This is a genomic window from Streptomyces sp. NBC_01669 (assembly GCF_026339735.1).
Lineage (GTDB): Bacteria > Actinomycetota > Actinomycetes > Streptomycetales > Streptomycetaceae > Streptomyces > Streptomyces yanii.
This window is the reverse complement of record NZ_JAPEQG010000001.1, coordinates 8231255-8257940: the sequence shown is the minus strand read 5'-3', so window position 1 is coordinate 8257940 and position 26686 is coordinate 8231255. Positions and strand designations below refer to the sequence as shown.

General features: G+C 68.8%; 26 protein-coding genes and 4 pseudogenes. 10 read left to right on the top strand and 20 right to left on the bottom strand.

Annotated elements, in window-relative coordinates; genetic code table 11:
• Positions 1–1077 carry a CU044_5270 family protein gene (locus OG972_RS36915; RefSeq protein WP_323135921.1) on the top strand — a complete coding sequence of 359 codons (1077 nt, stop codon included), beginning with the start codon at positions 1–3 and terminating at the stop codon, positions 1075–1077.
• Between the two features lie 200 nt (positions 1078–1277).
• Here the strand turns inward: OG972_RS36915 and OG972_RS36910 are convergent, their stop codons facing one another.
• Together OG972_RS36910 and OG972_RS36905 are read right to left on the bottom strand one after the other, a co-directional pair.
• Positions 1278–2474: an RNA-guided endonuclease TnpB family protein gene (locus OG972_RS36910; RefSeq protein ID WP_266988933.1), complete on the bottom strand. Its 1197-nt coding sequence runs from the start codon at positions 2472–2474 to the stop codon at positions 1278–1280.
• Positions 2475–3026: 552 nt separating this feature from the next.
• Positions 3027–3986: a nitronate monooxygenase family protein gene (locus OG972_RS36905; RefSeq protein ID WP_266988931.1), complete on the bottom strand. Its 960-nt coding sequence runs from the start codon at positions 3984–3986 to the stop codon at positions 3027–3029.
• A gap of 496 nt (positions 3987–4482) precedes the next feature.
• Here OG972_RS36905 and OG972_RS36900 point away from each other — a divergent pair, with 496 nt between their 5' ends.
• Positions 4483–5865, top strand: a complete 1383-nt coding sequence (locus tag OG972_RS36900) for an MFS transporter (protein WP_266988929.1) — start codon at positions 4483–4485, stop codon at positions 5863–5865.
• A gap of 62 nt (positions 5866–5927) precedes the next feature.
• Here the strand turns inward: OG972_RS36900 and OG972_RS36895 are convergent, their stop codons facing one another.
• Both OG972_RS36895 and lnt read right to left on the bottom strand, forming a co-directional pair.
• On the bottom strand, positions 5928–6407 hold the full coding sequence (locus tag OG972_RS36895) for an NUDIX domain-containing protein (protein ID WP_266988927.1): 480 nt from the start codon (positions 6405–6407) through the stop codon (positions 5928–5930).
• 30 nt (positions 6408–6437) lie between these two features.
• Positions 6438–8033, bottom strand: coding sequence for an apolipoprotein N-acyltransferase (lnt, locus tag OG972_RS36890; RefSeq protein WP_266988925.1), 1596 nt, complete (start codon positions 8031–8033; stop codon positions 6438–6440).
• A 206-nt stretch (positions 8034–8239) separates the two neighbouring features.
• Here lnt and OG972_RS36885 point away from each other — a divergent pair, with 206 nt between their 5' ends.
• Positions 8240–9370 carry an O-antigen ligase gene (locus OG972_RS36885; protein ID WP_266988923.1) on the top strand — a complete coding sequence of 377 codons (1131 nt, stop codon included), beginning with the start codon at positions 8240–8242 and terminating at the stop codon, positions 9368–9370.
• 22 nt (positions 9371–9392) lie between these two features.
• On the opposite strand, the gene OG972_RS36880 is transcribed toward OG972_RS36885, so the two are convergent.
• The gene (locus OG972_RS36880) at positions 9393–9956 is read right to left on the bottom strand and encodes a hypothetical protein (RefSeq protein WP_266988921.1); all 564 of its coding nucleotides are present in this window, start codon (positions 9954–9956) and stop codon (positions 9393–9395) included.
• Positions 9957–10025: 69 nt separating this feature from the next.
• A complete protein-coding gene (locus tag OG972_RS36875; protein WP_266988919.1) occupies positions 10026–10811 on the bottom strand; it encodes a glutamate racemase in 786 nt (261 codons plus the stop codon).
• 58 nt (positions 10812–10869) lie between these two features.
• Here OG972_RS36875 and OG972_RS36870 point away from each other — a divergent pair, with 58 nt between their 5' ends.
• Positions 10870–12048, top strand: coding sequence for a glycosyltransferase (locus OG972_RS36870; protein WP_266988917.1), 1179 nt, complete (start codon positions 10870–10872; stop codon positions 12046–12048).
• A 52-nt stretch (positions 12049–12100) separates the two neighbouring features.
• On the opposite strand, the gene OG972_RS36865 is transcribed toward OG972_RS36870, so the two are convergent.
• Together OG972_RS36865 and OG972_RS36860 are read right to left on the bottom strand one after the other, a co-directional pair.
• A complete protein-coding gene (locus tag OG972_RS36865; protein WP_266990953.1) occupies positions 12101–13441 on the bottom strand; it encodes a TerD family protein in 1341 nt (446 codons plus the stop codon).
• Between the two features lie 124 nt (positions 13442–13565).
• Positions 13566–14417: pseudogene (locus OG972_RS36860) on the bottom strand (IS200/IS605 family accessory protein TnpB-related protein); the annotation flags it as partial.
• Positions 14418–14529: 112 nt separating this feature from the next.
• On the opposite strand from OG972_RS36860, the gene OG972_RS36855 reads away from it, so the two are divergent.
• Entirely contained in the window at positions 14530–14694 is a 165-nt protein-coding gene (locus tag OG972_RS36855) for a hypothetical protein (RefSeq protein ID WP_266988915.1), read from the top strand.
• A gap of 75 nt (positions 14695–14769) precedes the next feature.
• Here OG972_RS36855 and OG972_RS36850 read toward each other — a convergent pair whose 3' ends face one another.
• The 7 genes and pseudogenes from OG972_RS36850 to OG972_RS36820 form a co-directional block, all read right to left on the bottom strand.
• Complete coding sequence (locus OG972_RS36850; protein WP_323135920.1) at positions 14770–15024, bottom strand: hypothetical protein; 255 nt, start codon at positions 15022–15024, stop codon at positions 14770–14772.
• Positions 15025–15080: 56 nt separating this feature from the next.
• Positions 15081–15512, bottom strand: a complete 432-nt coding sequence (locus tag OG972_RS36845; protein WP_266988913.1) for a hypothetical protein — start codon at positions 15510–15512, stop codon at positions 15081–15083.
• 140 nt (positions 15513–15652) lie between these two features.
• Entirely contained in the window at positions 15653–15889 is a 237-nt protein-coding gene (locus tag OG972_RS36840; RefSeq protein WP_266988911.1) for a hypothetical protein, read from the bottom strand.
• 150 nt (positions 15890–16039) lie between these two features.
• Positions 16040–16366: pseudogene (locus tag OG972_RS36835) on the bottom strand (hypothetical protein); the annotation flags it as partial.
• A 97-nt stretch (positions 16367–16463) separates the two neighbouring features.
• Positions 16464–16964, bottom strand: coding sequence for a DUF3224 domain-containing protein (locus OG972_RS36830; protein ID WP_266988909.1), 501 nt, complete (start codon positions 16962–16964; stop codon positions 16464–16466).
• A gap of 92 nt (positions 16965–17056) precedes the next feature.
• A complete protein-coding gene (locus OG972_RS36825) occupies positions 17057–17230 on the bottom strand; it encodes a GNAT family N-acetyltransferase (RefSeq protein WP_266988907.1) in 174 nt (57 codons plus the stop codon).
• A gap of 300 nt (positions 17231–17530) precedes the next feature.
• Positions 17531–18202 carry a response regulator transcription factor gene (locus OG972_RS36820; RefSeq protein WP_266988905.1) on the bottom strand — a complete coding sequence of 224 codons (672 nt, stop codon included), beginning with the start codon at positions 18200–18202 and terminating at the stop codon, positions 17531–17533.
• A gap of 384 nt (positions 18203–18586) precedes the next feature.
• On the opposite strand from OG972_RS36820, the gene OG972_RS36815 reads away from it, so the two are divergent.
• Entirely contained in the window at positions 18587–19459 is an 873-nt protein-coding gene (locus OG972_RS36815; RefSeq protein ID WP_266988903.1) for a hypothetical protein, read from the top strand.
• Positions 19460–19529: 70 nt separating this feature from the next.
• Here OG972_RS36815 and OG972_RS36810 read toward each other — a convergent pair.
• From OG972_RS36810 to OG972_RS49655, 3 genes and pseudogenes are all read right to left on the bottom strand, one after another.
• Positions 19530–19847, bottom strand: a pseudogene (locus OG972_RS36810) (helix-turn-helix domain-containing protein); the annotation flags it as partial.
• 31 nt (positions 19848–19878) lie between these two features.
• On the bottom strand, positions 19879–20157 hold the full coding sequence (locus tag OG972_RS36805; protein ID WP_266991069.1) for a hypothetical protein: 279 nt from the start codon (positions 20155–20157) through the stop codon (positions 19879–19881).
• Positions 20069–20278, bottom strand: coding sequence for a hypothetical protein (locus OG972_RS49655; protein WP_353961656.1), 210 nt, complete (start codon positions 20276–20278; stop codon positions 20069–20071). Before OG972_RS49655 ends, OG972_RS36805 begins: the two co-directional genes overlap by 89 nt.
• A gap of 264 nt (positions 20279–20542) precedes the next feature.
• On the opposite strand from OG972_RS49655, the gene OG972_RS49650 reads away from it, so the two are divergent.
• Both OG972_RS49650 and OG972_RS36800 read left to right on the top strand, forming a co-directional pair.
• A complete protein-coding gene (locus tag OG972_RS49650) occupies positions 20543–21154 on the top strand; it encodes an amidohydrolase family protein (protein ID WP_353961648.1) in 612 nt (203 codons plus the stop codon).
• Positions 21155–21182: 28 nt separating this feature from the next.
• On the top strand, positions 21183–24017 hold the full coding sequence (locus OG972_RS36800) for an AAA family ATPase (RefSeq protein ID WP_266988901.1): 2835 nt from the start codon (positions 21183–21185) through the stop codon (positions 24015–24017).
• Between the two features lie 121 nt (positions 24018–24138).
• Here the strand turns inward: OG972_RS36800 and OG972_RS36795 are convergent, their stop codons facing one another.
• Both OG972_RS36795 and OG972_RS36790 read right to left on the bottom strand, forming a co-directional pair.
• Entirely contained in the window at positions 24139–24975 is an 837-nt protein-coding gene (locus OG972_RS36795; protein WP_266988899.1) for an alpha/beta fold hydrolase, read from the bottom strand.
• A 96-nt stretch (positions 24976–25071) separates the two neighbouring features.
• Positions 25072–25761 (bottom strand): alpha/beta hydrolase, encoded by a 690-nt coding sequence (locus OG972_RS36790; protein WP_266988897.1) that lies wholly within the window; start codon positions 25759–25761, stop codon positions 25072–25074.
• Positions 25762–25961: 200 nt separating this feature from the next.
• On the opposite strand from OG972_RS36790, the pseudogene OG972_RS49645 reads away from it, so the two are divergent.
• Positions 25962–26189 (top strand): annotated as a pseudogene (locus tag OG972_RS49645) (transposase); the annotation flags it as partial.
• Complete coding sequence (locus tag OG972_RS49640; RefSeq protein ID WP_353961647.1) at positions 26183–26599, top strand: transposase; 417 nt, start codon at positions 26183–26185, stop codon at positions 26597–26599. The pseudogene OG972_RS49645 and the gene OG972_RS49640, both read left to right, overlap by 7 nt.
• The last annotated feature ends 87 nt before the right edge of the window (positions 26600–26686 follow it).

Here is a 26686-nt window from a genome sequence, read left to right as displayed (position 1 = left end):
ATGAGCCAGTCCCGTCTTATGCCTGATGAATGGCAGGAGACCGCGCGTCTGGTCTCCCTCGAGGAAGCCGACCTTCCCGCGGGCCGCCACGCCTTCCACAGGGAAGAACTGATGAACTTCATCCACCAGGACACCCAGTCGGCCGCCCCGGCCACCGCACCCGCGCGGCGCCGCGGGTTCATGCGGCCCCTGATCGTCATCCCGGCCGCCGCCTGCTCGCTGGCCGTGATCGCCGCCGGTGTCCTCACCCTCACCGAATCCGGCAGCGGTAACGAATCCCCCGTCGCCGGGCCGGCGCTCACTGCACAGGTCGGTGCGGGTACCACCCAGGGTGTGCCACAGCTGCTCAACCAGATCTCGCTGACCGCGGCGAAGAACCCGGCGCCCACCGTGCATTCGGGGCAGTACGTCTATATCGAGAGCCAGGTCGGCACCACCTACGAGAAGACAGTCGGCGACAAGACCACCGTCGTCAGCGATGGCATCCACCGCCGACAGACCTGGCGCTCGACCGACGGCGCGAAGGGCTGGCTCATCGACCCGGCCGTCTCCCCGCCCGGCGGCGAGACCATCGACCACATCAACGAGAAGGGTGAGATCGAACCCGCACGGCTGGGCGGCCCGTCCTACGACTATCTCGCCACCCTGACCACCGACCCCGACGCACTCTTGGCGAAGATCTACAAGGAGACCAAGGGACAGGGCAACAGTCCCGACCAGCAGGCCTTCACCACCATCGGGGATCTCCTCAACGAATCCATGCCCCCCGCCGATCTCAACGTCTCCCTCTTCAAGACCGCGGCCAAGATCCCCGGCGTGGTCCAGGTCAAGGACGCCGTGGACGCAGCCGGCCGCCACGGCGTGGCCGTCGCGCGGCTCGACGAAACCTCCGGCGCCCGCACCGAATGGATCTTCGACGCCAAGAGCTACACCTACCTGGGCGAGCGCACCATCCAGGTCCGCCCCCACGGCGGCGACTCCGGCAAGATCAAGCCCGGCACCATCCTCTACACCTCGGCCATCACCGTGCGACAGGCCGTCGACGAGATGAAGCAGCTTCCCTCCTCCGCCGCGTAGCACCCCGCGGCGTCGACCGATCGCGGGACAGCCCCATCCGCGACAGCGGTTTACTGCCGCGCCCTCGTTCCCCGCAGCCCGCGTGACGATCCGGCGGTATCGCTGTCACTACGTTCAGCAGACGGCACGTTGATGCGGCCGGGGCCGACGTACCCGCTGGAGGGGTTGACATCCTCCCCCTCGTGAACGAGGGGGATTCCTCACTTCGCAGTGAAGGTTTCCTGCTTCGCAGCAAGTTGCCCCGTCCGGGAGGACTCCCGTTGAGGTCTTACACCCGCTCCACAGGCCGTAACCGCCAGCCCGGCGGCCAGAATGTTGCGTGCCGCGTTCACATCGCGGTCATGCGTGGTGCCGCAGTCGCACGTCCACGCGCGGACGTTCAACGGCAGTTTCTCCCGGATGGTGCCGCACGCGGAGCACAGTCTGGTGGAGGGGAACCAACGGTCGACGGCGACCAGGTTCCTTCCGTACCAGGTGCACTTGTACTCCAGCATCGAGCGCATGTCGGTCCAGGCCGCGTCCGAGATGGCGCGGGCGAGACTCCTGTTCCTGACCATGTTGCGGACGCTCAGGTCCTCGATCACGATCGTTTGGTTCTCACGAACGAGCCGAGTGGTGAGCTGGTGCAGGAAGTCCCGGCGCCGGTCGGCGATCCGGGCATGCACCTTGGCGACCTTGACGCGGGCCTTGTCCCGGTTGCGGGAGCCCTCCTCCTTCTTCGCCAGGACCCGCTGCGCCCTGGCCAGGCGTGCACGGTCTTGGCGTTCATGGCGTGGGTTGGTGACCTTCTCCCCGGTGGACAGCGTCACGAGGCTGGTGATTCCGGCATCGATCCCGACCGCCGTATCCAGCCTCGACAGGGGCTTGACGGACGCGTCCTCACACAGCATGGACACGAACCAGCGGCCCGCGCTGTCCTGGGACACGGTCACCATGGACGGCTCCGCCCCCGCCGGGAGCGGCCGGGACCACACGATCGCGAGCGGGTTCCTCATTTTCGCGAGCGTCAGCACACCGTCGCGGTACGTGAACGCCGACTTGGTGTACTCGGCGGAGCGGCGGGTCTTCTTCTTCGACTTGAACCGGGGATACTTCGCCCGGCCCTCGAAGAAGTTCGAGAACGCCCCTTGCAGATGCCGCAGCGTCTGCTGCAACGGCACCGACGACACCTCGGACAGGAAGGCCAGCTCGTCGGTCTTCTTCCACTGCGTCAGCATCGCCGAGGTGGCGTTGTAGTTCACCCGCTCCTGACGCTGGAACCACGCCACCGTGCGGGCTTCCAACGCCAGGTTGTAGACCTTGCGGACACACCCGAACGTGCGCGACAGCTCCGCTGCCTGCTCGTTCGTGGGGTGGAAACGGTACTTGAACGCCCGCTTCACCAGCTCGGTCTTCACATCTCACAAACTATCAGATCCGTTCGTGAACACCGAACGGCCAGAACGGATACGCACCCGGACTCCGCCGCTTCGCGGCTACGGGCCAAGGATGCGTTTCCTCCCCGAGCTGAAGCACGGGGTATCCACGCAAGGAATTTGGGATGAACCCGGCCGTCAGCGACCCGCGGCCGGCCCTCCCCCTTCCCCTCCAGCCATCGGTGCACTGGCCGGCATCCCTCCGGCGATGCGCGCCCCACGTCCGGCCCCGACGGCCGCGCACAAGGCCACCCGACAACCGTCGCGACCGTCCTCCATCCCTGATCTTGCGTGGGTGTCCCCGGCTTCAGTCGGGGAGGTAAACGCATCCTGAGCGCGGAGCGCCGGAGTTCTCTGCGTCTATGTCGGTGACGGTCAGGTGGGCCGCTTGTGTAGCGGCCATCCGGTATTCCCCAGGGACGGCCAGTTGCGGATGTCAGCCTCAGTAGCCGTGCGTGGCCTGGGGACTTGACCGGCGGATGGCCGGTTGCGGCTGATGGCCCGGCCGTGACCACGTCGGGCAGGCCCTTTGAGTCAACGCCTTCCCGCCCGGCCCAGCGCGCCCTCAGCCTGCGCGGCCAGCGTGGCGACGAGATCGGCTGCGGTGGGCAGGTCGTTGATGAGGTCGATGCCCTCGCTCGCCCAGAGGGGCAACGAGGGAACGTCTCCTCGTGCCGCGGCATCGTGATAGTCCTGCTTGGCCTGGGCATCCGCGGCGAGTTCGGCTTCCCGGCCCCGCCACCGGTCAAGGTAGGGGTGGCCCAGGGTGCGGGCGGTGTACTTCGACGGCCACTGGGAACCTCGGGCGATATCCAGCACGCTGCTGCGCTCGGTGTCCTCCCCACCTCCCTCGATGATCGCTTTGATGGTCGCGGGGTCGGCAAGGGCCTCGGTGGTGGCTTGGAAGCGGGTTCCGATGAGCGCCCCGGCGGCGCCGAGGGCCAGGGCTGCGGCCACACCGCGGCCGTCGGCGATCCCGCCGGCCGCCAGCACGGGCACCGGTGCCGCCAGATCGACCACGGCGGGTACGAACGGCAGGGTGGATCGCCCCCGCCGGGCACCGTGCCCACCGCTCTCGGTGCCCTGCGCCACAATGACATCGGCGCCCACGTCCACAGCCCGCCTGGCTTCGTCCAGATCGGTGACCTGAATGATCAGCGACGCGCCCGCCTCACGGATCCGGTCGACGAACGGGCTCGGATCACCGAAGGACAACATCACCGCCCTGGGGCTGTGCTCCAGCGCATGCTCGACCGCGCCGACATCGGTAGCCCAGGCCAGGAAGCCGACCCCCCACGGCTTCCCGGTCTCCGCAACGATCGGCAACTCACGGGCCAGCCAGCCGCGGTCCCCGTTCCCCGCGCCCGACAGCCCGAGTCCTCCGCCGCGAGAGACGGCCGCCGCCAGGGCGCCACCGGCCGACCCTCCCATCGGCGCCAGCGCAATCGGGTGCTGCACACCGAACAATTCTGTGAACGCCGTCGACAATGCCATGACCGCCATCATCACCCAAGCCGTGCCGGTGCACAGCGGTATCGGCCAAGTGAGCAGGCAGATGCGGCTCCAGCCGGGTCCACTGGAGATTTGTCAGATCACCCCGCCCCATGACGAGAGCAACGCGTCAGCCGGCATTCACATGATCCGACGGATATGGCCCAGGTGTTTTGCCCCGTGAGGTCGGTGAGTCGGCTGATCGGGGCCGGCCGCCGAACGCGGTATGTCGGCGTCCATCACCACTCCTTCCGGCACCTCGCCCCTCGGACGGAGACGCTCCGAAGAGGGCTGCACTGGCTGCCGAACGACGCAAGTCCGAAAGGCGCCCGTACCCCGCTCAGCCGGCTCCCGAGGGCGCGCGAACCCCTGCCTCATGGTGGCCGCGCGCACAGCCGCCTCCGGAACTATGGTCTCCCACCACATACGCCTCTGACCTGCCCGTTCCTACGGTGTGGCGACACGGAAACGTCCCCGCAACCGTCCGGAAGTGGTATCCATGGCTGCCTCGGCATCCGCTCCACCGACCACCCGCTCACTCAAGCGCATCGTCGCCGCGAGCCTCATCGGGACCACCATCGAGTGGTACGACTTCTTTCTCTACGGGTCAGCAGCCGCGCTGGTCTTCCCCAAGCTGTTCTTCCCCGAGTCCGAACCGCTCGTCGGAACGCTCCTCTCCTTCCTCACCTACGCGGTCGGCTTCGCCGCCCGGCCGCTGGGCGCCCTGGTGTTCGGGCACTACGGCGACCGGCTCGGCCGCAAGAAGCTGCTGGTGCTGAGTCTGCTGCTGATGGGTGGGGCGACCTTCGCCATCGGGCTGCTGCCGACGCACGCCACCGTCGGTGTCGCCGCGCCGGTACTGCTCACGGTCCTGCGACTGGTGCAGGGCTTCGCCCTCGGTGGTGAGTGGGGCGGGGCTGTGCTCCTCGTATCGGAACACGGGGATGCGAAGCGGCGTGGGTTCTGGGCCTCCTGGCCGCAGACCGGGGCGCCGGCCGGGCAGCTGCTCGCGACCGGGGTGCTCTCCGCGCTCACCGCGCTGCTTTCGGATTCCGCCTTCGGGTCCTGGGGCTGGCGCATCCCGTTCCTGCTCTCCGGTGTGCTCGTGATCGTCGGCTTGTGGATTCGTCTCTCTGTCGATGAATCACCGGTGTTCAAGGCTGCGCTGGCGCAGGCCGAGGCGCGCAGGGGGGCCGTCGCGGCGGCCGAGAAGATGCCGCTCGTCGCCGTGCTGCGGCACCACTGGCGGGATGTGCTCATCGCCATGGGCGCCAGGATGGCGGAGAACATCAGCTACTACGTGATCACCGCGTTCGTCCTCGTCTACGCGATGACGGCCGCCGACCTGAGCAAGCAGACGGCGCTGAACGCCGTACTCATCGCCTCTGCCATCCACTTCGCGGTCATCCCGGTGTGGGGCGCACTGTCGGACCGGTTCGGCCGCAAGCCCATCTATCTGATCGGGGCGGTCGGTGTGGGGCTGTGGATGTTCCCGTTCTTCGCACTGATCGACAGCCGCAGCTTCGGCAGTCTGCTGCTCGCCGTCACCGTCGGGCTCATCTTCCACGGAGCGATGTACGCGCCTCAGGCGGCCTTCTTCTCGGAGATGTTCGCGACCCGGATGCGGTACTCGGGTGCGTCGATCGGTGCGCAGTTCTCATCGGTCGCGGCCGGTGCTCCGGCTCCGCTCATCGCCACCGCGCTGCTCGCGGACTACCACAGCTCGACACCGATCTCGCTGTACGTCATCGCCGCGGCGCTCATCACCGTGCTGGCGGTCGTGTGCGCCAAGGAGACCAGGCACCGGGATCTCGCGGACATCGAGGCGACGGCGGAGCCGGACGCGCCCGCGGTGCTGCCCGCCGATGCCCGTACCGCCTGAGTTCCGGTGGCCGGACGGGCCGGGTTACCGGCCCGTCCGGCCACGGCGCGTGTACTAGCGCGTCACGGCTGGACCGTCGGCTCGAACCAGGTCGGTTCGTCGCTCAGGGACTGCTTGATCCGGAAGCGGCCGAACTCGTTCAACGGCGGCAGGGCGTCGAGCGGGAACCAGTCCACCTCCAGGGACTCGTCGTCATTGACGCGCGCCTGACCGCCGGTCGCCCGGCAGCGGAAGGTGATGTCCATGAACTGGCACCGGTCGCCATTGGCGTACTGCACGGGGTTCAGCGCCTGGGTGAGCACCACCCGCTCCGCCACACAGTGCACGGCGGTCTCCTCGTACACCTCGCGCACCGCCGTCGTCGCGGGCTGCTCCCCCGGTTCGCAGATGCCGCCGATGAGCGCCCACTTGCCGGTGTCCGAGCGTCTGCCGAGCAGAACCCTGCCCTCGTCGTCGAAGACCACGGCGCTGACGCCCGGCAGCAGAAGCAGCTGTGTGCCCGCCGTGGCACGGATTTCACGGATGAAGTCAGGAATGGCCATGCGCCGACCCTACGTGGCACACGCCACCGTTCAGCGTCCGCGGCGCGCCCGTACCGACCTGACGGTCACCCAGCCCATGCCCGCTGCGGCGATCAGCACGAGCAGCCCTTCGGGGAGCGTGCCCAGCCGGGTCGCGGGGGTCAGCGAGGAGCGCAGCGGCACCTTGTCCACCAGCGCGTCCGGGGTGAACATCTTCGTCTTCTGGACGATCGTCCCGTCCGGGCGGATGACCGCGCTGACGCCGCTGGTGACGGGGACGACGACGGACCGGCTGTGTTCCACGGCCCGCACCCGGCTCATGGCCAGCTGCTGGTACGTCATCTCGCTGCGCCCGAAGGTGGCGTTGTTGCTGGGGACCGCGATCAGCTGGCTGCCGTGTTCGACCGTGTCGCGTACGGCGTCGTCGAACGCGGCCTCGTAGCAGGTGACGAGCCCCACCTTGGTGCCCGCGAGGTCGAACACGCCGACCTTCTTGCCCGGTCCGAAGTCGCGCTGCACCCGGTCGACGTCGGAGCTGAAGATGCGTGCGAACGAACGCATCGGCATGTATTCGCCGAACGGCTGGACATGGCGCTTGTCGTACGTGGCGACGGGGCCGCCCGAAGGGTCCCACTGGATGAGGGTGTTGCGCAGCTTGCCGGTGTCGGGCTCGATGACCGCGCCGACCACGGTGGGGGCGTTGATCGCCTTCACCGCTTCGTCGATGACGATCCGCGCGTCGGCATTGCGGTAGGGATCGAGATCGGAGGAGTTCTCGGGCCACAGGACGAAGTCGGGCTGCGGTACCTTGCCCGCCTTCACCTCGCGGGCAAGCTGTTCGGTGCGGCGCGCGTGGTTGTCAAGAACGGCGCGGCGCTGGGCGTTGAAGTCGAGTCCGAGGCGCGGCACATTGCCCTGGATCGCGGCGACGGTCGCGGTTCCGTCCTCCGCAGAGTCGTCGACGAGCGGGCGCGCGGCCAACGCCGCGGCCAGGGGTACGAGGACGGTCGCGGCCGCGGCGGCGACCGCGGCGCGGGGGATCCGACCGGTGCTGCGGTAGGCACGGAAGGAACGGACCGCTTCGAACAACCCGAAGCCGCACAGCACCACCGCGAACGAGAGCAGCGGCGTGCCGCCCACCGCCGCGAGCGGCAGGAACACGCTGTCGGCCTGCCCGAAGGCGATCTTGCCCCAGGGGAATCCGCCGAACGGCACCCGGGCCCGGACCGCCTCGTCCAGGGCCCAGACCGCGGCGGCCCAGACCGGCCACCAGGCGAGCCGGGACACGGCGGCGACCCCGATGCAGCCCACGGCGACGAACAGCGCTTCGGCGGTGGCGAGCGCCAGCCACGGCACCGGACCGACCTCCTCGCCCGTCCAGTGCAGCAGCGGCAGCATGAAGCCGAGCCCGGCGAGCAGGCCGAGGCCGAATCCGGCGCGCAGCCGACGGCCGTGCAGGACCCAGCCGAGCAGTGCGAAACCGGGCAGAACCAGCCACCACAGCGGTCGGGGCGGGAAGCTCAGATACAGCAGCACACCCGACAGCACGGCCGCGGCCGGCCGTGCGAGCCGCGGCAGGAACCGTCTCTCCCGCGGCTGAGTGGCGGAGGACTGCGGGTCGTCGACTGGGCTGATGGTGGCGCTCACCTGGCGGAGTCTACGGTGGTGAGGCAAGCGCGGGGCAGACCCGGGGCGGGGACGGAATGCATTCGGAATGCTTCCTGCCGGATCGTTCCTGCGCTATACCTCCACAAACCCGCACCACTCCCGTTACCGTGTGCGCCAGTCCCCCGCCGACCGGCCGGATCCGGCCGTCGTGGACGGGACGGTCACAGTTCGGGGGGTCGGACGCGATGACTGCACGGGCGGGCCGGTACGGGGCTCGGGAACGCGGCAGCGCGTCCGATGCCGCCGGAGCCGTGATCCTCGCCGCCTGCGCGATCTGGTCCTTGATCAGCGCGGCCGGGCGGGAGACGAGGCCGGAGGGTGTGCTGCTGGCGCTCCTGGCAGTCGCCGCGGGGTTCGCCTGCGGCCGGATCTGCGGCACGCTGCTGCCGGTGGCCACCGCGGCGGTCGCCGCCGTCGCCGCCCTCGTCCTGGCGCTCGTCTGGCGCGGTGGTATGCCGGGCGCCACCGCCTCTGCCGATGTCGCGCCCGGTCACACCGGGGCGGCGGCCGCGCTGCTGGTGCTGGCCGCGGGCGCCGCCTGCTGTGCGGCCGCCGCGGCCCGTCGGGCACCGATGCGTCTCACGCTGCGGCTGCTCGCGCTCGGCGCCGCCTGCGCCGCGTCGGCCCTGCACTCGGTGGCCGGGTTCGTCACGGCGCTCGGAGTGCTGCTCAGTTCGTTGGCCGCGGTCAGGATGCGCCGCAGACTGCTCGGTCTGACCGGGCTGGCGCTGGTCACGGCGCTGGTCGTCGGTACGTCATGGGCGGTGGCCGAGGATGCGCTGCCCGACGGGCTGATGGTCTCCCTGGAGGGGCAGCTCACCCGGAACCGGGTGCTGCTCTGGCAGGACGCGGTGGATCTCGCCGAGGAACATCCCCTGCTGGGCATCGGGCCCGACCGGTTCGCCGAGCTCAGCCCCACCGCCCAGCAGACCGTGCGGTCGGACGGGAAGCCCCACTCGGCGCCGCTGCAGCAGGCCGCCGAGCAGGGGATCGTGGGGCTGGCGCTGCTGGGGGCGGCGTTCGGCTGGCTGCTGTACGTGCTGTGGCGCTCACCCCGCAGCACGGCGGTCGTGCTGGCGGCGGGCTCCGCGCTCACCGCATTGGCGGCGCTGGCGAGTGTCGGGAACGTGCTGAGCTTCACGCCGGTGACGGCGGGCGTGGGGCTGCTCGCGGGGCTGGCCTCGGCCCGGCAGCCGATCGGGGACGGCACGCCGGACACATCCCGTACGGACGGTGACGAGGATGCGGACCGTGCCGGGTACGGCACGGGGACCGCGGCCGGACGCCGTCCGCGGGTCGGTCGCACCCCCCTCTGACGGGTACGGCACCGCTGACCGCTCAGGTCCCGGCAGTTGCGTCGGCCGCCCGCAGGTGGAGCCGTTCGCGGATGAACCGTACGCCCTCTTGCGCATCGTCCACCGTCACGGTGAACGTCCGCCCGTCGCCGAGCTTGAGCACCAGGCCTTCTCCCCTGCGGACCACCACGGCCGTCCCCTGCTCGGGGCGCCACCGATAGCCCCAGCCGCCCCATTGGCGGGGGGTGATCCGGGGGACGAAATCCGCCCCGACCACATGGGTGAGCAGGATCCGCCGACGCGGCAGACCCATGTGGCCGCAGCGAACTTCCAGAGCGTCTCCGTCGACCCGCACGGCCACATTCACAAAGGCGAGCGTCCCGAACAGCATGAGCAGTCCGGCCGCCACGCAGCCGATCACCGACATCAGCAGGGGGGCGATGCCGGAGGTCCAGTTGGAGCTCACGGCGAGCTCGATACCCAGTGCCATGCACGCCGCACCGGCTGCGGCGAGCACCCACTGCGCCTTGTTGGTGGCCCGGCCGGTCCAGACGGCGGGAGCCGCCTCGGCACCGGTCTCGCTCGGTTTCCGGGGGTGGTCCCTCATGCCAGCAGCGTACTCAGAATCCGGGCATCCGGGATGGGCCGGGCGGGCCCTCGCCGAGTCGACGCCAGCTCAGTGGGCGGGGCTGACGGCTGCCAGCAGCCGCCCCTCGGCGTAGGTCAGGGCGGCTGCCGGCAGCTCGGCTTCACGGCCGCTCAGGAGCACGGTGAGGGAGGTGGCCGGTTCGGCCGAGGGGGCGGGTGCGACCCCGATCCGGCGCAGCGCCTGGGCGGCGACGGCCCCGGCGGAGCCGTGCAGTGCTACGGGCGGCAGGCCCGGCTGCTGTACGGCGGCACGGATCCGTTCGGCGACCAGTTCGTAATGGGTGCAGCCGAGAACGACGGCCCGTACGCCCGGTGGAGTGAGCGCGGCGGCTGCGGCGACGGCACGGTCGATCGCGGCTTCGTCCGCGTTCTGCACGGCGTCCGCGAGACCGGGGCAGGGGACCTCGGTGACGTCGACGGAGCCGGCGAATTCCCGGATGAGTCCGCGCTGGTACGGACTGCCCGTCGTGGCGGGGGTCGCCCAGATGGCGACGGGTCCGCCACCGGCCGCGGCCGGCTTGATCGCGGGGACGGTGCCGATGACGGGCAGCGTGGGTTCCAGCGCGGCGCGGAGCGTCGGCAGGGCATGTACGGAGGCGGTGTTGCAGGCGACGATCAGCGCGTCGGGCCGGTGGGCGGCGGCCGCGCGGGCCACGGCCAGCGCGTGCGCGGTCAGGTCCTGTGGCGTCCGCGGACCCCAGGGCATGCTTTCGGGGTCGGAGGAGAGCACTAGATCGGCGTCCGGCCTCAGCCGACGTACCGCGGCGGCCGCCGGGAGCAGGCCGATTCCTGAGTCCATGAGCGCGATCTTCACCCGGTCACCATAGTCGACCGCCCTTGCGGTCTCGTCGGAGTGGGGCAGACTGCGGCAAATGAGCGCCGTTGCCTGGATCGCCGTGGGTTCGCTGGCCGCATGGGTGTGGCTGCTGCTGGGACAGGGGTTCTTCTGGCGGACCGACCAGCGGCTGCCTCGGCGTGCGGCGCCGGACCGCTGGCCGTCGGTCGCGATCGTCGTGCCCGCGCGTGACGAAGCCGACATGCTGCCGGTGAGCCTGCCGTCGCTGCAGGCGCAGGACTATCCGGGGGTAGCGGAGATCTTCCTGGTCGACGACTGCAGCAAGGACGGCACCGGTGATCTTGCCCGTGCGCTGTCCGTGCGGTACGGCGGGCTGCCGGTGACGGTGGTGTCTCCCGGGGAGCCGGAGTCCGGCTGGACGGGCAAGCTCTGGGCCGTACGGCACGGGATCGCGCTTGCGCGGGCCCGGGAGCCGGCGCCGGAATTTCTGCTGCTCACGGACGCGGACATCGCGCATGAGCCGGACAGTCTGCGGGAGCTGGTGGCCGCCGCCTGTTCCGGCGGGTTCGATCTGGTCTCTCAGATGGCCCGGCTGCGGGTGGCGAGTGTCTGGGAGCGCCTTGTCGTGCCGGCGTTCGTGTACTTCTTCTCGCAGCTCTATCCGTTCCGGTGGGTGAACCGTGCGAAGGCACGGACCGCGGCCGCGGCGGGCGGCTGTGTTCTGCTGCGGACCGGGGCCGCCGAGCGGGCGCGGGTTCCGGAGTCCATCCGGCAGGCGGTCATCGACGACGTGTCGCTGGCCCGTGCGGTGAAGCGCAGCGGCGGGCGGATCTGGCTGGGGCTCGCGGAGCGGGTGGACAGTGTGCGGCCGTATCCCCGGCTGGCGGATCTGTGGCGGATGGTCTCGCGCAGCGCGTACGCACAGTTGCGGCACAGCACGGTTCTGCTCATCGGTACGGTGCTGGGTCTCGCGCTCGTCTATCTCGCCCCGCCGGTCACGCTGGCGGCAGGGCTGCTGCATGGCGACCGGCCGGCGGCGTGGGCGGGTGGCGCGGCGTGGGCGGTGATGGCAGGGACGTACATGCCGATGCTCGGCTACTACCGGCAGTCGATGTGGCTCGCGCCGTTGCTGCCGTTCACCGCCGTGCTGTATCTGCTGATGACGGTGGATTCGGCGGTGCAGCACCACCGCGGCCGCGGCGCGGCCTGGAAGGGGCGTACCTACGCCCGTCCCAAGGCCGCACCGGACCGATGAGCGGAGGGAACACCGGTCCGTCCGCGGTGGCGGGACCCGGACGAACCGGGGGTCATTTACGGCCGCGTGTCCAGTTCATCCCCCACCCATAGGCGTAGTCGATGGTGCGCTGCGGACTCACCCCGCGTTCGGGTACGAGATAGCGGGCTTCGCGCTGCACGGTGAGGTCTCCCCCGTCGTTGGTGATGAGTGCGAGTGCGCAGACGGTGGAGGGAACGGTGCATTCGTCGAGCGAGAAGTCGATCGCGGCGCCGTGCTGCGGCTGCAGGGTGACGGTCGCGTGCAGATCGGCGAAACTCCGGGCGCCTTCATAGATGGTGACGAAGATCAGGACTCGGCGGAGCCGGTCCTTGTGGTCGAGGTTGATGGTCAGGTTCTCGCCGGTGGAGACGGCGCCCGTGCGGTCGTCCCCGTCGAGATGGATATACGGGGGCTGCCCGAGAGCGCCGAAGGCGTTTCCGAGCGCCTGCACGACTCCCTTCCTGCCATCGGTCAGTTCGTAGAGGGCGCAGAGATCAAGATCGAGATCAGCGTGGTTGGCGATGGCCCTGCCGAGTTTGCTGCCCCAACTCTTGAACTGTTTGCGCACCTCCCAGTTGAGATTGACGCGCATGACTCCCGACGTGCCGCCCTGTTTGGCGAGGGAGACGGACGGCGCGTCCTTGGTCAGCGTCACCTTGGAGAACCGGACTGGCTCAGGGGACGGCGGTACGGGCGGCGCGGCAGGGGGCACCTGGGGTGCCATCGGAGCGGCAGCCGGGGGCTGCGCGTGCGGGGGGAGCCGAGGCGGGGACGGCAGGTCAACTCGTGTTGCCGCTTGGGGTTGTTGGGGCTGAAGAGGCTGGTGCGATTGCTGAGGCTGTTGGGGTTGCTGCGGCTCGTCGACGGAAATACCGAAGTCCGTGGCGAGACCTTCGAGGCCGCTGCTGTACCCCTGCCCCACGGCGCGGAATTTCCAGGCGCCCTGCCGACGGTAGAGCTCACCGAGAATGAATGCGGTCTCCACCGTCGCGTCCGCACTGTCGAAGCGCGCGATCTCCGAGCCGTTCGACATGTCTATGATCCGTACGCACAGGGCCCCCACCTGCCCGAAGCTGCCACCGTCCGCGGAGGCGGCCAGGACGATGCGCTCGATGACGGGCTCCACCCGCGCCAGATCCACCGCGAGGCTGTCCGTGACACTGCCGGCGTCGTTCCGCTTGCCCTCATGACGCACCGCGCCGGAGCCGTGCACCGGCTGGTTGTAAAAGACGAAGTCCGCGTCGCTGCGCACCTTTCCCGACACGAGAAGGAGCGCCGATGCATCCACGTCCGGCGCCCCCGGGGCGGTACGCCACCCCAATTCGACCCGCACGGCCTGGGCCGCCACTGGAACATTGGCTCCTTTTAGCATGGTCATGCTCACCCCATCACGAGTCCGGCCACCCGAAGACTTTTCCGTGCCAACCTAATCCGCACCCTGCCACGGATCCCACAGTCGCTCCGGACCCTGTCCGGCGATCCTCCGGTAACCGTTCCTAACCAGTGTGCGTAAGTGAGTCTTGGACCCACTGTTGCGTACTGGGCGCATCCCGAACGGTGTTGGATGCGCTGGGTTCCCGCTTTCGCTTCCCGCTCGGCGACGGTCCTCCAGGGGGCCGGTCCGTTGTGGGTGGGCGGGTTCCCTCACGCCCCCGGTGACCTGGTCCGGCCTGAACGGTCCGATGCCCCGCACGATCACTCCGGTCGTGTGGGGGCGGTGCCGTCCGACGCCGGATCGGATGTCCGAGGGCGCGTCGACCGATCGCGATGCCGGCGGCATCGTGACGGGACATCTTTCGGTGGGGGGTGGTCAGCGGTTTCTGCCAGTGCTGGGCACCCCACATGCTGGTGTAGGCGGGGTCGACCGCGACGATCGCAAGCCCGTGTTCGGCGGCCATGGACACCAGCCGATCCTTGAGCCTGCCGGTCGGGATGCCGGAGACGAGCCGCCTGAACCGCTTGCGGCGGCCGTGTTTCTCACGGGTCTTCTCGGTGGTGAAGTCGAGGTCTTCGATGCCGATCGCGGCGACACCGACAGACTTGACCCAGCTGATCAGGCGGGTCAGGGCGTGGCGGATCTGGGCGTCGCGGTGGCCGGCCGAACCGGACAGGTCATAGGGGAAACGGTGCGGGTCACCGACCGGGTTGCCGTGCCGGTCGAGCCGGTAGGCGGCGAAGTGGTCGGCGTTGGTGTCGACACCGATCATGCCCTGGGCACGGGCGGTGGCGAGCGGGACCGTCTTGACGACGGGGCGTTGCCAGGATGCGGTGAGGTACCAGCGGCCACGGTCCGTATCGAGGTGGATGCGGTAGGCGACGGCCCGGTTCGCTTCGATGCGGTCGATCGCGTGGCTGTGCCCGTCCGCGCCGACCGTTCCGGTCGAGGAGCTGAGGGCCCGGCTCGGGACGATCCTCGCCTGGGACGTGGACGGCCCCGGCCTGCCTGAGACCAGCACCACCGTGTCTGAGATCAAGGACCTCACGCGCGAAGGCTTCGGGCTCGCCGAGGAACTGACCCGACAGATAGCCACCATCTCCCGGTACTCCGCCGCGGCGTTGGAGGCGTCCGTCGTTCTCGGCGAGGCACAGCTACGTGAACTGGACCGGCCGGGGCTGCCGTACTAGGGGCGACTTGGTGCGCAGCAGATCGTCGAGGGCCGCCCGGTAGCCGTTACGGGCATCGAGCGCCGCGTCCAGCCACTATTCATCCCGCCGCAGGGTTTCCGCCGACAGCTCGCCCATGTCGCGGTCGGGCGCCATGGCGGCGTGCACGCGGTTACGGACACGGGCGACCTGCTCCTCGGCCAAGGCGAGGAACGACCGCGGTTCGAGCGCGCGGATCACCGCAGGAGAGGCACCAGTACTGGTCGCCGTCTCGTACAGCTCAGCGACGGGGACGTCGAAGACGTCCTGCAGCTCCCCGTCGACGGTGCTGGGCTTGAGCCGGACGCTCATCGCTGCGCTGCCCTTCCCGTTCGCGCCGCCGATGGCGGTGCCGGTGCGGTCGCGGGTCAGTGCGGAGGGCTGGTCTGCACGGCTGGTCCCTTACGGCCAGCGCGGCTGAGACGGGCGAGCCGTTCGGCAGCGAGATCCCTCTTCCCCGGAGCGTCCGTGTCGAGAAGCCACCGTACGACCAGAGCTCGCCCATCCCGTGCGGCAACAGCCGCGTTGACGCGGTGGGCGAGGCCCAGCGTCGGATTGTCCACCTCGCTGGGCTGGGTCTCCAGCGCGGCAAGGAGGGCGTCCTCCGCCCGGTCGAGCTCCGCCTGGGAGTCCGCCAGAAGCCTGTGCCACTTGACGACGTCGGTGGCGTCAGGGTTGGCAGTCCGTGCCACGGAGACCGCGGCCTTCAACTGATCCATGCGCACCCCGAAATGCGCTTCGATCTGTGCGGTGAGTACGCCCACGACATTCTCTGTGGTGTCGGATATGTCGTCGGACAAGGGGATCTCCTCTTCGCGGGAAGGGAATTGAAGGAGGAGCGATCAACTCGGCTACGTTGTCGCCGGGTTATCGCCGAGTGCCTGTCAGCCAAGGCACATGTAGACGTCGCGGTAGACGTAGGTGCCGGACACCCGGCCCTTCACGCGGTGGAGGACTCCGACGGCGGTGGACCGGTCGTGGGCTTGGAGCGGATTGTCACCGCGCGGGTGCCGATGGCCCACAGTCCGGGCCGGTCGCAGTCGCGGATCGTCGGCAGGGCGCTCTGCGCGCTGCTGGGCACGGCCGATGGGGTGGCGGTGGCCGCGGTCGCGGACGCGATCGGCAGCACGAGGGAGCCGAGCATCCCGGCAGATATGGAGATTCTGGTTGAGCGCATGCGGAAGTAACCTCCGTACGAGAAAGGGGGAATGCGAAGAGAGGCGGACCGGTCGTGTCGCCCCGTCGGCTGTCTAAAAGTCCGGAGAATCGCCGGTTTGGCCAACCGGCGATCGTCGGCTATGTTCCGTCGCGCCAGTCGGCTTGTTGGTCAGCGCGATCGGCCGGGCGGGCGAGGAGCACGCGCCTTTGGCGGGAGAACCGGGCGGATTGGCGACGCAGTCGGCCGCACCGGCGGAAGGGGTCCTGCCGTGCCGGCGAGCCGGTCGTCGCACCACTGGAGGGCTTCTTCGACCGTGACGAACCCGCCCTCGCGCGGGGTGTGGGTCCACGCATCGGTGCCGACCTCCTCGACCACGACGCGGACCGGAGACGGGGCTCGCTCGTCGAGGACGCCCAGTGCCACCACGGTGACCATGTCGTCCGGGTCGTCGCGGGTGTAGGAGTAGCCCATCGCGTAGTGGTCGCCGTCACCCGAAGCGAACGGGCTTCGGCGGTCACGAGAGGATCTCCCGTGGTGGACAGTTCAACCACCTCGTCCCAAAGCGGCCGTTCAGCGCCCGTTCCCCCGCCTCTCAGCAGTCGAACACTCCCCGGAAGTGCCCGTAGTTCTCCAACGTCGGGCTGGTTGTCGCGGTGTTCGTTCCGCTTCCACGCGCGTCGGCCAGGTCGCCGGTGCCCGATCCCCGGATGATCCGCCAGGTTCCGCCACCCGCTGTGCTGCCCCGTCCGATCCAGGTGAACGATCCCGATCCGCACCCCTCGGCCGAGCCCGTCAGCGTCTCCGTCCCGACGTAGCGGTACTGGCCCGGCGTAGACTCTGGGTACAGGCAGTAGTCGTAGGTCGTCGTGCCCTGCCAGACATCGCCCGGCTGCGTCCCGAACGTGGCACTCCCGTGGATCGCTGTGCCACCCGGAGCACAGACTGTGTCCGTCGAAGGGACGATCTCCGTGCCCGGGTCGTAGTAGTGACTCAGGATCTGCGAGTCCGCTGCGCTGCCGGGCGTCGCGGCGAGCACAGACGCCGTCAGTGCGAGCGCCACTACGCCGGCCGCTCTGGTTATGCTCCAATTCATTTGCCTTTACCGTTCTCTGAGGGTTCATCAAGGAGTTTCGCGGAGGTCCGAAAGAGGTCGTACGCGGTGACGGTTTCGAATCCCAAGTGCTCTTACACGGGAAAGCCGAACGGGCTGACCTGAAGGGTGCCGACGCTCAGTCCGCGTTCCCGCCCCGCTTCGAGTGCCGCCCCCGTGAGTGCCGTGCCGATGCCTTCGCGCCGTTGGTCCTCGGCAGTCATGACGACATAGACGCCGGCTAAGGGGAGAAGCTCAATGATGCCCATGTGGAGGACATCACCCCCTTCCCGAGTTCGCCATACCAGCCAAGTCCAGGAAGACTTCCATGTCCGCGCCCAGCACGAGCTCGGGGTAATACACCACATCCGGGCCGAGCATGAGGAGTTCCGGATGTGGATTGAGCGGTCTGCCTCCCCAGCCGACGCCCAGCGATCTGATCCGGCCCGCGCCTTCCCGAGGCCGCTCCGCGAGAGAACTGGACCAGTCGTCGAACAACGGCCGTACCCGCCACAGCACCACTCGCCCGGACCGCCGGATGAATTCACGGGAATCCTCGAAAAGGCCTTTCAGAGAATACCCGTCCGGACCGCACACGCCACGGCCTGCGTCCTGTTCTTACAGTTCAGCTGCTTCACAGTCTCATGGATGATTCCCTTGATCGTCCGCTCCGAGTAGCTCATCTTCTCGGAGATCTCAAGCGTGTTCATCCCTTCGGACAGCATGCGGAGCACCTCGATCTCCCGCGGCGCGAGTCCGCCTCTCCTCGACAACTGCGCGAGCGTCTGCTGTCGTTGCTGATGCCCCAGTTCGGCAATCAGATGACCCACCAGTTCATTCGGAAAACGACTGCGTCCGGAGCTCGCCTCGATGGTCGCGTCGAGAAGTTGCTCAAGGCTCGAGCTGCTTCGGTAGAGAAAGCTGGTCAGTCCGTATTCGACTGCCAGGGTGAGTTGCTGCTCGTTGACGCGATCTGCCATCACCACGACCGGGACCGGTGCGCCGCCGGCGCGCGCAGCATCCTGCCTGAGAACCCTGAGCCAGTCGTCGTTCAGGCAGTGCAGCAGCATGACCGACACGTCCACATCGGGGAGTCCCTGCTGGGGAACGATGTTCACGCCGGAATGCGACTGCAGGTAGGCGCCGGTCGCATGTTCCAGGAAGGCGTCGCTCGCCCTCAGGACAACTCGGATCGGAACTGCCAGCGCGGTTCCCGTTCCATCCGTCTGAGTCACAGTCATAGTCACTTCAGCAACCCCCAGATAGAACCGACATGCACACCTCGGCACGCACCCTGGCCTGCCGCTTGGACGACGGGGCCTGCGAGTGGGCTTCGAGCTACATCGGCACACTACGGCGACTGCCAGTGGCGCAGCTTCGGTCAAATGACCCAGTAAGATTTCAGCCAGCTTGGTTCTCTTAGTGCACTATGCGCCGGTTTCAAGTCGGATCGATGTCGAGGGCCACGGCCGGCACGAACAGGAAGCATCACATACCCTTTCGCGCTGACGTGGCCCTCGCGTGTGCCCTGGGCCTCATGGCGTTCCTACAGTCTTCGAGAGAGCCACTGACACAGCGCTCCTGCCGACTCCTCCATCCTCCGCGGCTCAGGGAGAAGCGACGCCATGAACGTGACGAAGAGACCCCTCGACAAAGAACCGAACATACGCTCGACGATCGTTCCGTCCGACCTCAGGACCGACCCCGAGGTCCGAGCGCAGCCGGTCCCGCGTGCCGCTGCCCGGATAGTCTCCAACGGCGGGCGCGGAATAGCCCGCGACCGGCTCCAGCTGTGCAGCCAGTACGGCACGCGATTCCGCCGGACCATGTCGGACGTGGGAGGGGCACTCCCGAAGGAGTGGGCCTCTGGGGACGGCCGTCGCGCCGGCGACGTCGGCGCTCTCGCCGACCTGGCCGCGGTCCGCCTCTACCTGGCCGAGGAGTGGGCATGGCTGGATCCGACGCTACTCGAGGGAGAGCCCGGTGCACACATCCCCCTTGCTCGTTGCGTCGCATCAGGCCTGCGCAGGCTGCCTGCCTACCGAGGTCCCGCGATCGTGCGCACCGGTGTGGCCGACAGCCTGGTGAGGTGGTATCGCGACAACCCCGTGGTCGTCGACCACGGTTTCTGGAACGCGACGTCGTCCCCAGCGGCGCTTGGCGCGGGAGGCCCCGGGTATCTGGTGTGGTCGCTCACCGGACGCCGTACGGAATCCGTCGATCCGTACACCCGAGGAAGGCTGGTGTTCGTTCCCGGCACTCGTTTCAAGGTCCTCAAGGTGCTCGACAGCCGGGGGCCCCGCGTACTGATGCGCGAGATGTTCCCCCAGGAGCCCGCTGAGAAGCGTCCGGCCAGTCCCGGCGCCCGCAACGCCGAGTGGCTGGACGGGACTACGCTGGAAGAGCTGACGCAGTCGACGGCCAGGCCGGCCGGACTGATCGTCGCCGAGTGCACGGGCCCGCGGAACCGCCCCCCGGGGCTGATCACCGCGAAGTAGGGGTGCCGTTAACGAACGTGTCACCGATCCTGCTGCAAACGGTGCCGTGCGGCTTGATCGGGCTGCTGTTTCAGGTTGTTGTACGGGCGCGTTCGAGGACCCGGTACACCGTGGCGCGGCTGAAGGAGAAGTGTTCGGCGAGGTCAGCGATGGAGTGCTGACCGGTGGCATGCTGCTCGGCCAGGTGGGCGTGCCGGCGGGTGACCGGCTTCGGCTGCTTGCAATTCAGCTTCCCCTTCGCCCAAGCGACTGCCACGCACTCGCGGCTGCGCAACCGCAGCAGGTCGACCTCGAACTCGGCCAAGGTGGCGAGGATGTTGAAGAACATCTCGCCCATCAGGTCGGCCGGGTCGTAGACCGTGCCCCGAGGGAGAGCCGGACGCCACGGGCGACGAGGGAGTCGGCGATTGTCGCGGGCGTCAGGAACGGAGCGGGCAAGGCGGTCGAGTCCGGGCGAGTACCCGGGCCCGCACCTCCGCCGGCAGCCGGGCGGGGATACGCGAGAACCACGTCTCCTCCGCGGTGCGCAGGGCGGATCGGACCATCCGCGTGTTCCGGTCCGCTGCCAGCGGCTCGATGCACACCTCGTGGCAGTGCTGCAGTAACTCCTCACGGACCCGCTCCGGCCTGCGCTCCGCGTGCGCGATGTTCGCCACCAGCCAGGCCGTCAGCTTCTCTGCGTCCTGTATCGAGCACACCCCGAAACCCCAGGTGCTCGCGTATCTGGGCACAGTGGTACTCGATCGTGCTGCCGGTCCACTGGTAGGAGTCGAACTCCCCGGCCGGCAGCTTCATCTGCCCGGCAATGTGGGCGACCACCTCATCCGGGAACTCCGCCCGGCCCCGAGGGAAGCGCACTCTGCCGCGTGTAGTGCTTCAGCAGCAGCGCGAAGCTCAACCGCGTCGGCCCGCGCTTCCCCTGCACGGGCCGCCATCGGGAAGTGGATCGACGAGGACGGCCTGCGCTTCGGACCAGGCGAACGCATCGAACCTACGGGTCGCATTCGACCTACACCCTGCCTCCCGAAGCCCTGCGCATCACGGCGGAGGAGTCCGCACGGTGAGGCGCCCTGGTGCACATTCATGCCGCGGAGACGTCGGCCGAGGACATCACGCCCCGGGAGCGGTTCGGATCCGTTCCCCGGCTGCTCAGGGAGACCGGGCTCATGGACGGGCGGCTGCTGGCAGCCCATTGCCGTCCACCTCTCCGAGGGCGACGTCTCCTTGCCGGCCGAGTCAGGAGCCGGCGTCGCACACCGCCCCGGCTCGAACGCCAAGGTCGCTTCCGGAACGGCCCCTCTCCATGCCCTCCGCACGGCGTCGGTTTCCGTCGGCCTCGGGACCGACGGCCCCGCAAGCAAGTGCGATCTCGACCTGTGGGAGGAAGCCCGCCTCGCGATGATGTTCTCCCGCCTCGCCACCACGGACCCGTCGGCGCTCACCGCCGAGGAAGCGTCCCTGATGGCGGCGACAGTCGGCGGCACGGCACTCAGCAGGGCAGATGTGGGCGGCCGGCTCCCGAGCGGTCAAGGACGTCTGGGCGGTCGGCAGCACGCGTCGCCTGAGGCGGTGCACGTACCGCTCGTACGAGGCGAACGACCAGAGGTCTTGGCGAGCGACGCAAGGTCTGGCAATGTGATGTGGCTCACGCACCTACAAGCGAACTTTCGGGTGTCCCTTCCGTCATGCCCTTGATCCGGCTCGAGCAGAATGGAAGGTCCTCATGTCGTTCCCTACCTCACCAGCCTCGGACGGCCGCAATCACCCAGCGGACGAAGACGGCGCGCGTTCAGCGGGCCGCCTCGTCGGACGGTCGGCGGAGCGGGCTCTCATCGACGATCTCTTCGATTCCGCCGCCACCAGGGGCGCCGCACTGGTGCTGACGGGAGAGGCGGGGGTAGGGAAAAGCGCCTTGCTGGACACCGCGGCGGAACGGGCGTCCGAGGCGGGCTTCACAGTCGTAAGGATCGCGGGCTCGCAGTTCGAGCAGAGTGGCAGCTTCTCGGGCCTCACCCAGCTACTCCAACCGCTGGCGGAGGAGATCCCGGCTCTGCCGACGCGGCAGGCGGAGACGCTCCAGGCAGTCCGAGGACTGTCCGAGGAGCAGCCGGCCGAGCTGCTCGCCATTGCCAACGCTGTACAGGTCCTGCTGTCCCAGACCGCGGCGAAGCGTGGCCCCATCACGCTGGTCATCGATGACTCAGCCTGGCTCGACCGGCCCAGCGCCGTGGTTCTGGGCACCGTCGCCCGTAACGTCCGGACCGGTTCCCTGGTCCTGCTCGCGGCATCCCGGACCGGCGACGAATCCTTCCTGAGCAGCACCGGGATACCCTCGTACGAGGTTCGGGCCCTGGACGAGGAATCCGCGAAGGCACTGGTGGCAGAGCGATTCCCCGCCATGACGGCCAGGGTCCGGCAGCGTCTTGTCACGGAGGCCGCCGGCAACCCGCTGGCACTACTGGAACTGCCCGTCCCGCTCAACGAGGCTCAGCAGACGGAACGGGGACCGCTGCCGGCTGTGCTGCCGCTCTCCGAGCGCCTGAAGAAGATCTTTTCCGTACGGGTCAGTGCCCTGCCGCGCGCGACACGGGAGCTGCTCCTGCTCGCCGTTCTGGACGGCTCCGGTGATCTGCACATCCTCGAGCGGGCTGTTGACAGCTCGGACGTCCTCACCAGGCTGGGCCCTGCCGAGCGGGCAGGCCTGGTATGGGTGGATTCCCTGACGGGCCGCCTGGTCTTCCGGCACCCCCTCACTCGTTCCGCGGTCATCGAGCTGTCCACGAGCGCGGAGCGTCGACGGATGCACCTGGACCTGGCCGAAGAGTTCCCGGAAGGTTCGGAACGCCGGGTCCGCCATCTGGCCGCCGCGGCGGTCGGCCCGGACGATCAGGTGGCTGCGCTCCTGCACGATGTGGCCTACAGGACGCTGCGTCGCGGCGACGCCGTCGGCGCCATCACCAGCCTGCTGCGCGCTTCCGAGCTGAGTAGCTCCGGGACGACGAAGGGGCGCATGCTGGCTGAGGCAGCATGCCTCGGCGCCAACATCACTGGTGACCTCCGCAACGTACGCTCCCTGCTGGACAATGCCATGTCCGCCGATCCCGTGGGCGCGGATTCGCTGGCCGCGGCGACCGCGGCAGCCAGCCAGCTCCTCAACGGCGAAGGCGACGCGGACACCGCCCACCGGCTTCTCGTCGGCGCGATCCGCAGTCATGCCCAACCTGGTCAGACGGACGACAACATCCTCCGCGAAGCTCTGCACACGCTGCTCATGGTGTGCTTCTTCAGCGGCCGGCCGGACCAGTGGCAGGCCTTCGACAGCGCGGTGGCAGAGGTCCTGCGGCACTCTCCCGATCCCCTGCTGCGCGTGCTTCGCGGCGCCTTCGGTGATCCCGCTCACGCGGCATCGTCGGTTCTGGACGTGCTGGACGACCTCATCCTCGGCCTCACCCGGGAGACCGATCCCCGGCGCATCGTGCGGACCGCCATCGCGGGTGCCTATGTCGACCGCCTGCCCAGCTGTCGTAGTGCTCTGCGGCGTGTCGTCGACGACGGCCGCAACGGAGGAGCCATCGCCACGGCGATAGAGGCCCACTTCCTGCTGGCCAACGACGCCTACGCGGGCGGACAGTGGGACGACGTTCCGGACGTCATCGACGAAGGTCTGCGCTGGTGCGCGACACACAACTACCGCCTGCTGGGATGGACGGGTCACTTCCTGCGGGGACTGCTGTCAGCCGCGCGAGGCGACGACCAGACCGCGCTGGAGATCGCTGACCGTCTCGATTGCTGGGGGAACCCCAGAGGACTGGGTGCGCTGCATGTGTACGCCTCCCACATACGGGCGCTGTCCGCGCTCGGCAGCGCGGACTTCGAGAGCGCGTACCGCTGTCTGAGATCGCTGAGCGCCCCTGGTCGGCTGCCCTCGCACATGCCCCATTCCCTGTGGCTCTTCTGGGACTTCGCCGAATCCGCGGCTCGGACCGGTCACCATGCCGAGGCCATCGAACACGTCGCGGCGGTCAGGACATCCGGCATCCCGTCCATCTCACCGCGCCTGGCCATGATGACCGACGCCGCCGGGGCCATAGCCACCCCGGACGTCATCGACCATGACCTGTTCGAGAGAGCCATCGCGGCCCCCGGCGCCGAACGATGGCCTTTCGACTGGGCGCGGATCTGTCTGGCCTACGGCGAGAGGCTGCGCAGAGCCAAAGCAGGAGGGGCCGCCGGCGTCCATCTGGAGGCCGCGCTCAGCACGTTCCAGCGCCTGGGGGCCCAACCGTGGTGCGCACGAGCCGCGAACGAACTACGGGCGAGCGGCGTCCACGTCACGACCGTGACATCGACTGAGGACAGTCGTACGCCACTGACTCCGCAGGAAGCGCAGATCGCCCAGCTGGCCGCCACAGGGCTGACCAACAAACAGATCGCCGCCCAGCTCTTCCTGTCCCCTCGCACCGTGGCCGCACATCTGCGCAGTGTCTTTCCGAAGCTGAACGTCACCTCTCGTGCGGGACTGCGGGACGCACTCACGCGAAGCATCGCCTCTTCATGACGCAAGCGGCAGACCCGCGCGATGGTCCTGTGGACTACTCCGGGATCCGGATACGCCTGTGGAAGCGCACGACGGACAGCCCACCTGGAACAGGTGGGCTGTCGCGGAAGACGGAACGGGGTCAGCGGGTGGAGCGGTCGGCGTTCTTGATGAGCTTGGTGACCGCGTCCGGATGACTGATCATGACGGAGTGCGACGCTCCGGAGACCTCGACCGTGCCACGGGCGTGGGCCCGCTGGTACTCGAAGCGCTGCAGGGCCGGCGGAATGGCCTTGTCCGAGGCAGCGACCAACCCCCAGGAGGGGATGTCGTGCCAGGCGGCGGCCTTGGTGACGTCGGTGAAGGAGGAGGCGCTGAACGGCCGTTGGGCCGCCTGCATGACGTTGGTGACCGAGACCGGGAGGTCCGCCGCGAAGGTGCTGCGGAACTTGTCGGCCTTGAGGTAGAGGTCCGTGCCGGTGCTGCCGTCCGGGTTCGGGAACGGTACGGGATCGAGCGCGGCAGGGATCTCGGTGCCCGGGTACTTGTTGATGAGATCGCCGAGCAGCTCGCCCTCGTCGGGCACGAAGGCGGCGACGTAGACCAGCGCCTTGACGTGGGGATTGGCAGCGGCGGCGTTGGTGATCACGGCGCCCCCGTAGGAGTGGCCTGCCAGGATGATCGGGCCGTCGATGGACTTGAGGACGCTCTCCAGGTACGGAACGTCGGTGGGAAGCCCACGCAGCGGGTTGGCGGTCGCGACGACCGGGTAACCGTCGTTCTGGAGCCCCTCGATCACTCCCGCCCAGCTCGCGGATGCGTCCGCGAAACCGCCGTGCACCAGCACGACCGTCGGCTTGGTGCCGTCCGACTGGCGCTCCGGCGTTGTCGCCGAAGCCATCGACGCCACAACGGCGACTGCCGCTGCGCCGGAAACGCCTGCCGCGATCAGACGGCGACGTACGACCTTGATACGCATGTCTTGCCTCTCATCATTCTGATGGTTGCCCTGCCGCAGCCGAGGCGCTCAACAGGGCAGATCGCACACCTGTGACGCAGGCGCGTGTACTTCAGGTCAGCCCTGGACGCCCGCAGCCTGCTTGATCAGCTCCGCGACGGCCGCGGGTCGGGACATGTAGACGGCGTGGCTACCAAGGACCTCGCTCACGGTGGCGCCCGCTCGCTCCGCCATGGCGTGCTGCGCCGGCGGAGGGATCATCCTGTCCAGGGTCGCTACGAGATACCAGCTCGGCTTGGTACGCCAAGCGGCCTCCGCCACCACCCCGTTGAGAGCGTCGACGCCCCAGGGAACCTGTGAGTCCGCCATGAACTGCGCGTCCTCCACCGCCACATCGTCTGCGAACGAGTGCGCGAACTTGTCACGGTCGAGGAACAGGAAGCCGTCCTGGGGCGGCAGAATCGGCGGAACGGGTGCACCCGGCGCCGGGTCGGCGATCAGCGTGCCGACCGACTCGCCCTTGTCCGGGGCGAAAGCGGCGATGTAGGCGAGCGCGGCGACCTTGGGGTGCCGGCCGGCCTCGGTGATCACGGCGCCACCGTAGGAGTGGCCCACCAACACGGTCGGCCCGTCCTGAGCGTCGAGGACCTGTCGCGTGACCGCGACATCGCCCTCGAGGGAGTGGGTCGGGTTCTGCACGATGCTGACACTGAAGCCTTCGCGGGTGAGGAGATGGTGCACGGCCTGCCAGCCGGAACCGTCGACGAATCCTCCGTGCACGAGGACGACGTTCTTCAGGGGACTCATTTCATGGCTCCTGATGTCTGTAAAGAACCTGTGATGCAGGTGAAAAACTAGCTCGTTCCGTCCTTTTGGGCTTCGGCTGAATGACCTAGTAGGGCGTTGTTACGTGTCTGGGCAGGCAGTGGTTCTGGTGGTTTCCTGCGGGTACGAGGGCGGATGAACTTGTCGCGTGTCGTGGCCGGTTGGAGGAGCTCGCCGGGGAGGTGTTCGCACCTTTGGCGCGTGCTGACCAGCGGGTGAAGGGCGAGTTGTATCTGCGGGGTCTGTTGCTGGACGGGCGGCGGAAGTCGATGCAGCCGATGGCCGGGCGCCTGGGTGTGGACCATCAGCAGTCGCAGCAGTTCATGACGTCCTCGACCTGGCCGGCGGGCGCAGTCCGTGCCGGGCTGGCCCGCCGGGCAGTGGCGGTGGTGCGTCCGCGGGTGTGGGTGGTGGACGACACCGGCTTCCCCAAGGACGGATACTCCTCGCCCGGGGTGGCGAGGCAGCCTCCGACACCCTGGGCAAGATCGGCAACTGCCAGATCGGGGTCAGTGTCCATGCCCCCTCCGACACCGCTTCGTGCCCGCTGTCATGGCGGCTGTTCCTGCCCCGCAGCTGGGACGGGCCCGAGGCGGCGGGCCGGCGGGCCCGCTGCCGGGTCCCCGACGAGGAACATCACCGACCGATATGGCAGCTGGCTCTGGACATGCTCGACGAGCTCGCGGCTGTCGGGCTGCGGCCCGCGGTGCTGGTTGCGGATGCCGGCTACGGGGCGAACGCCGACTTCCGGCACGCCCTTCAGGACCGGGGGCCTGGCCTACGCGCTGCAGGTCAAGGGCAAGATGACCGCCCACGCTGAAGCGGCCAAACCCTACAAGCTGCGCTACGGCGGGCTCGGCCCGCGCCCGCTGCCCCGCTACCGCACCCGACCACTCAGCCTGCGCGC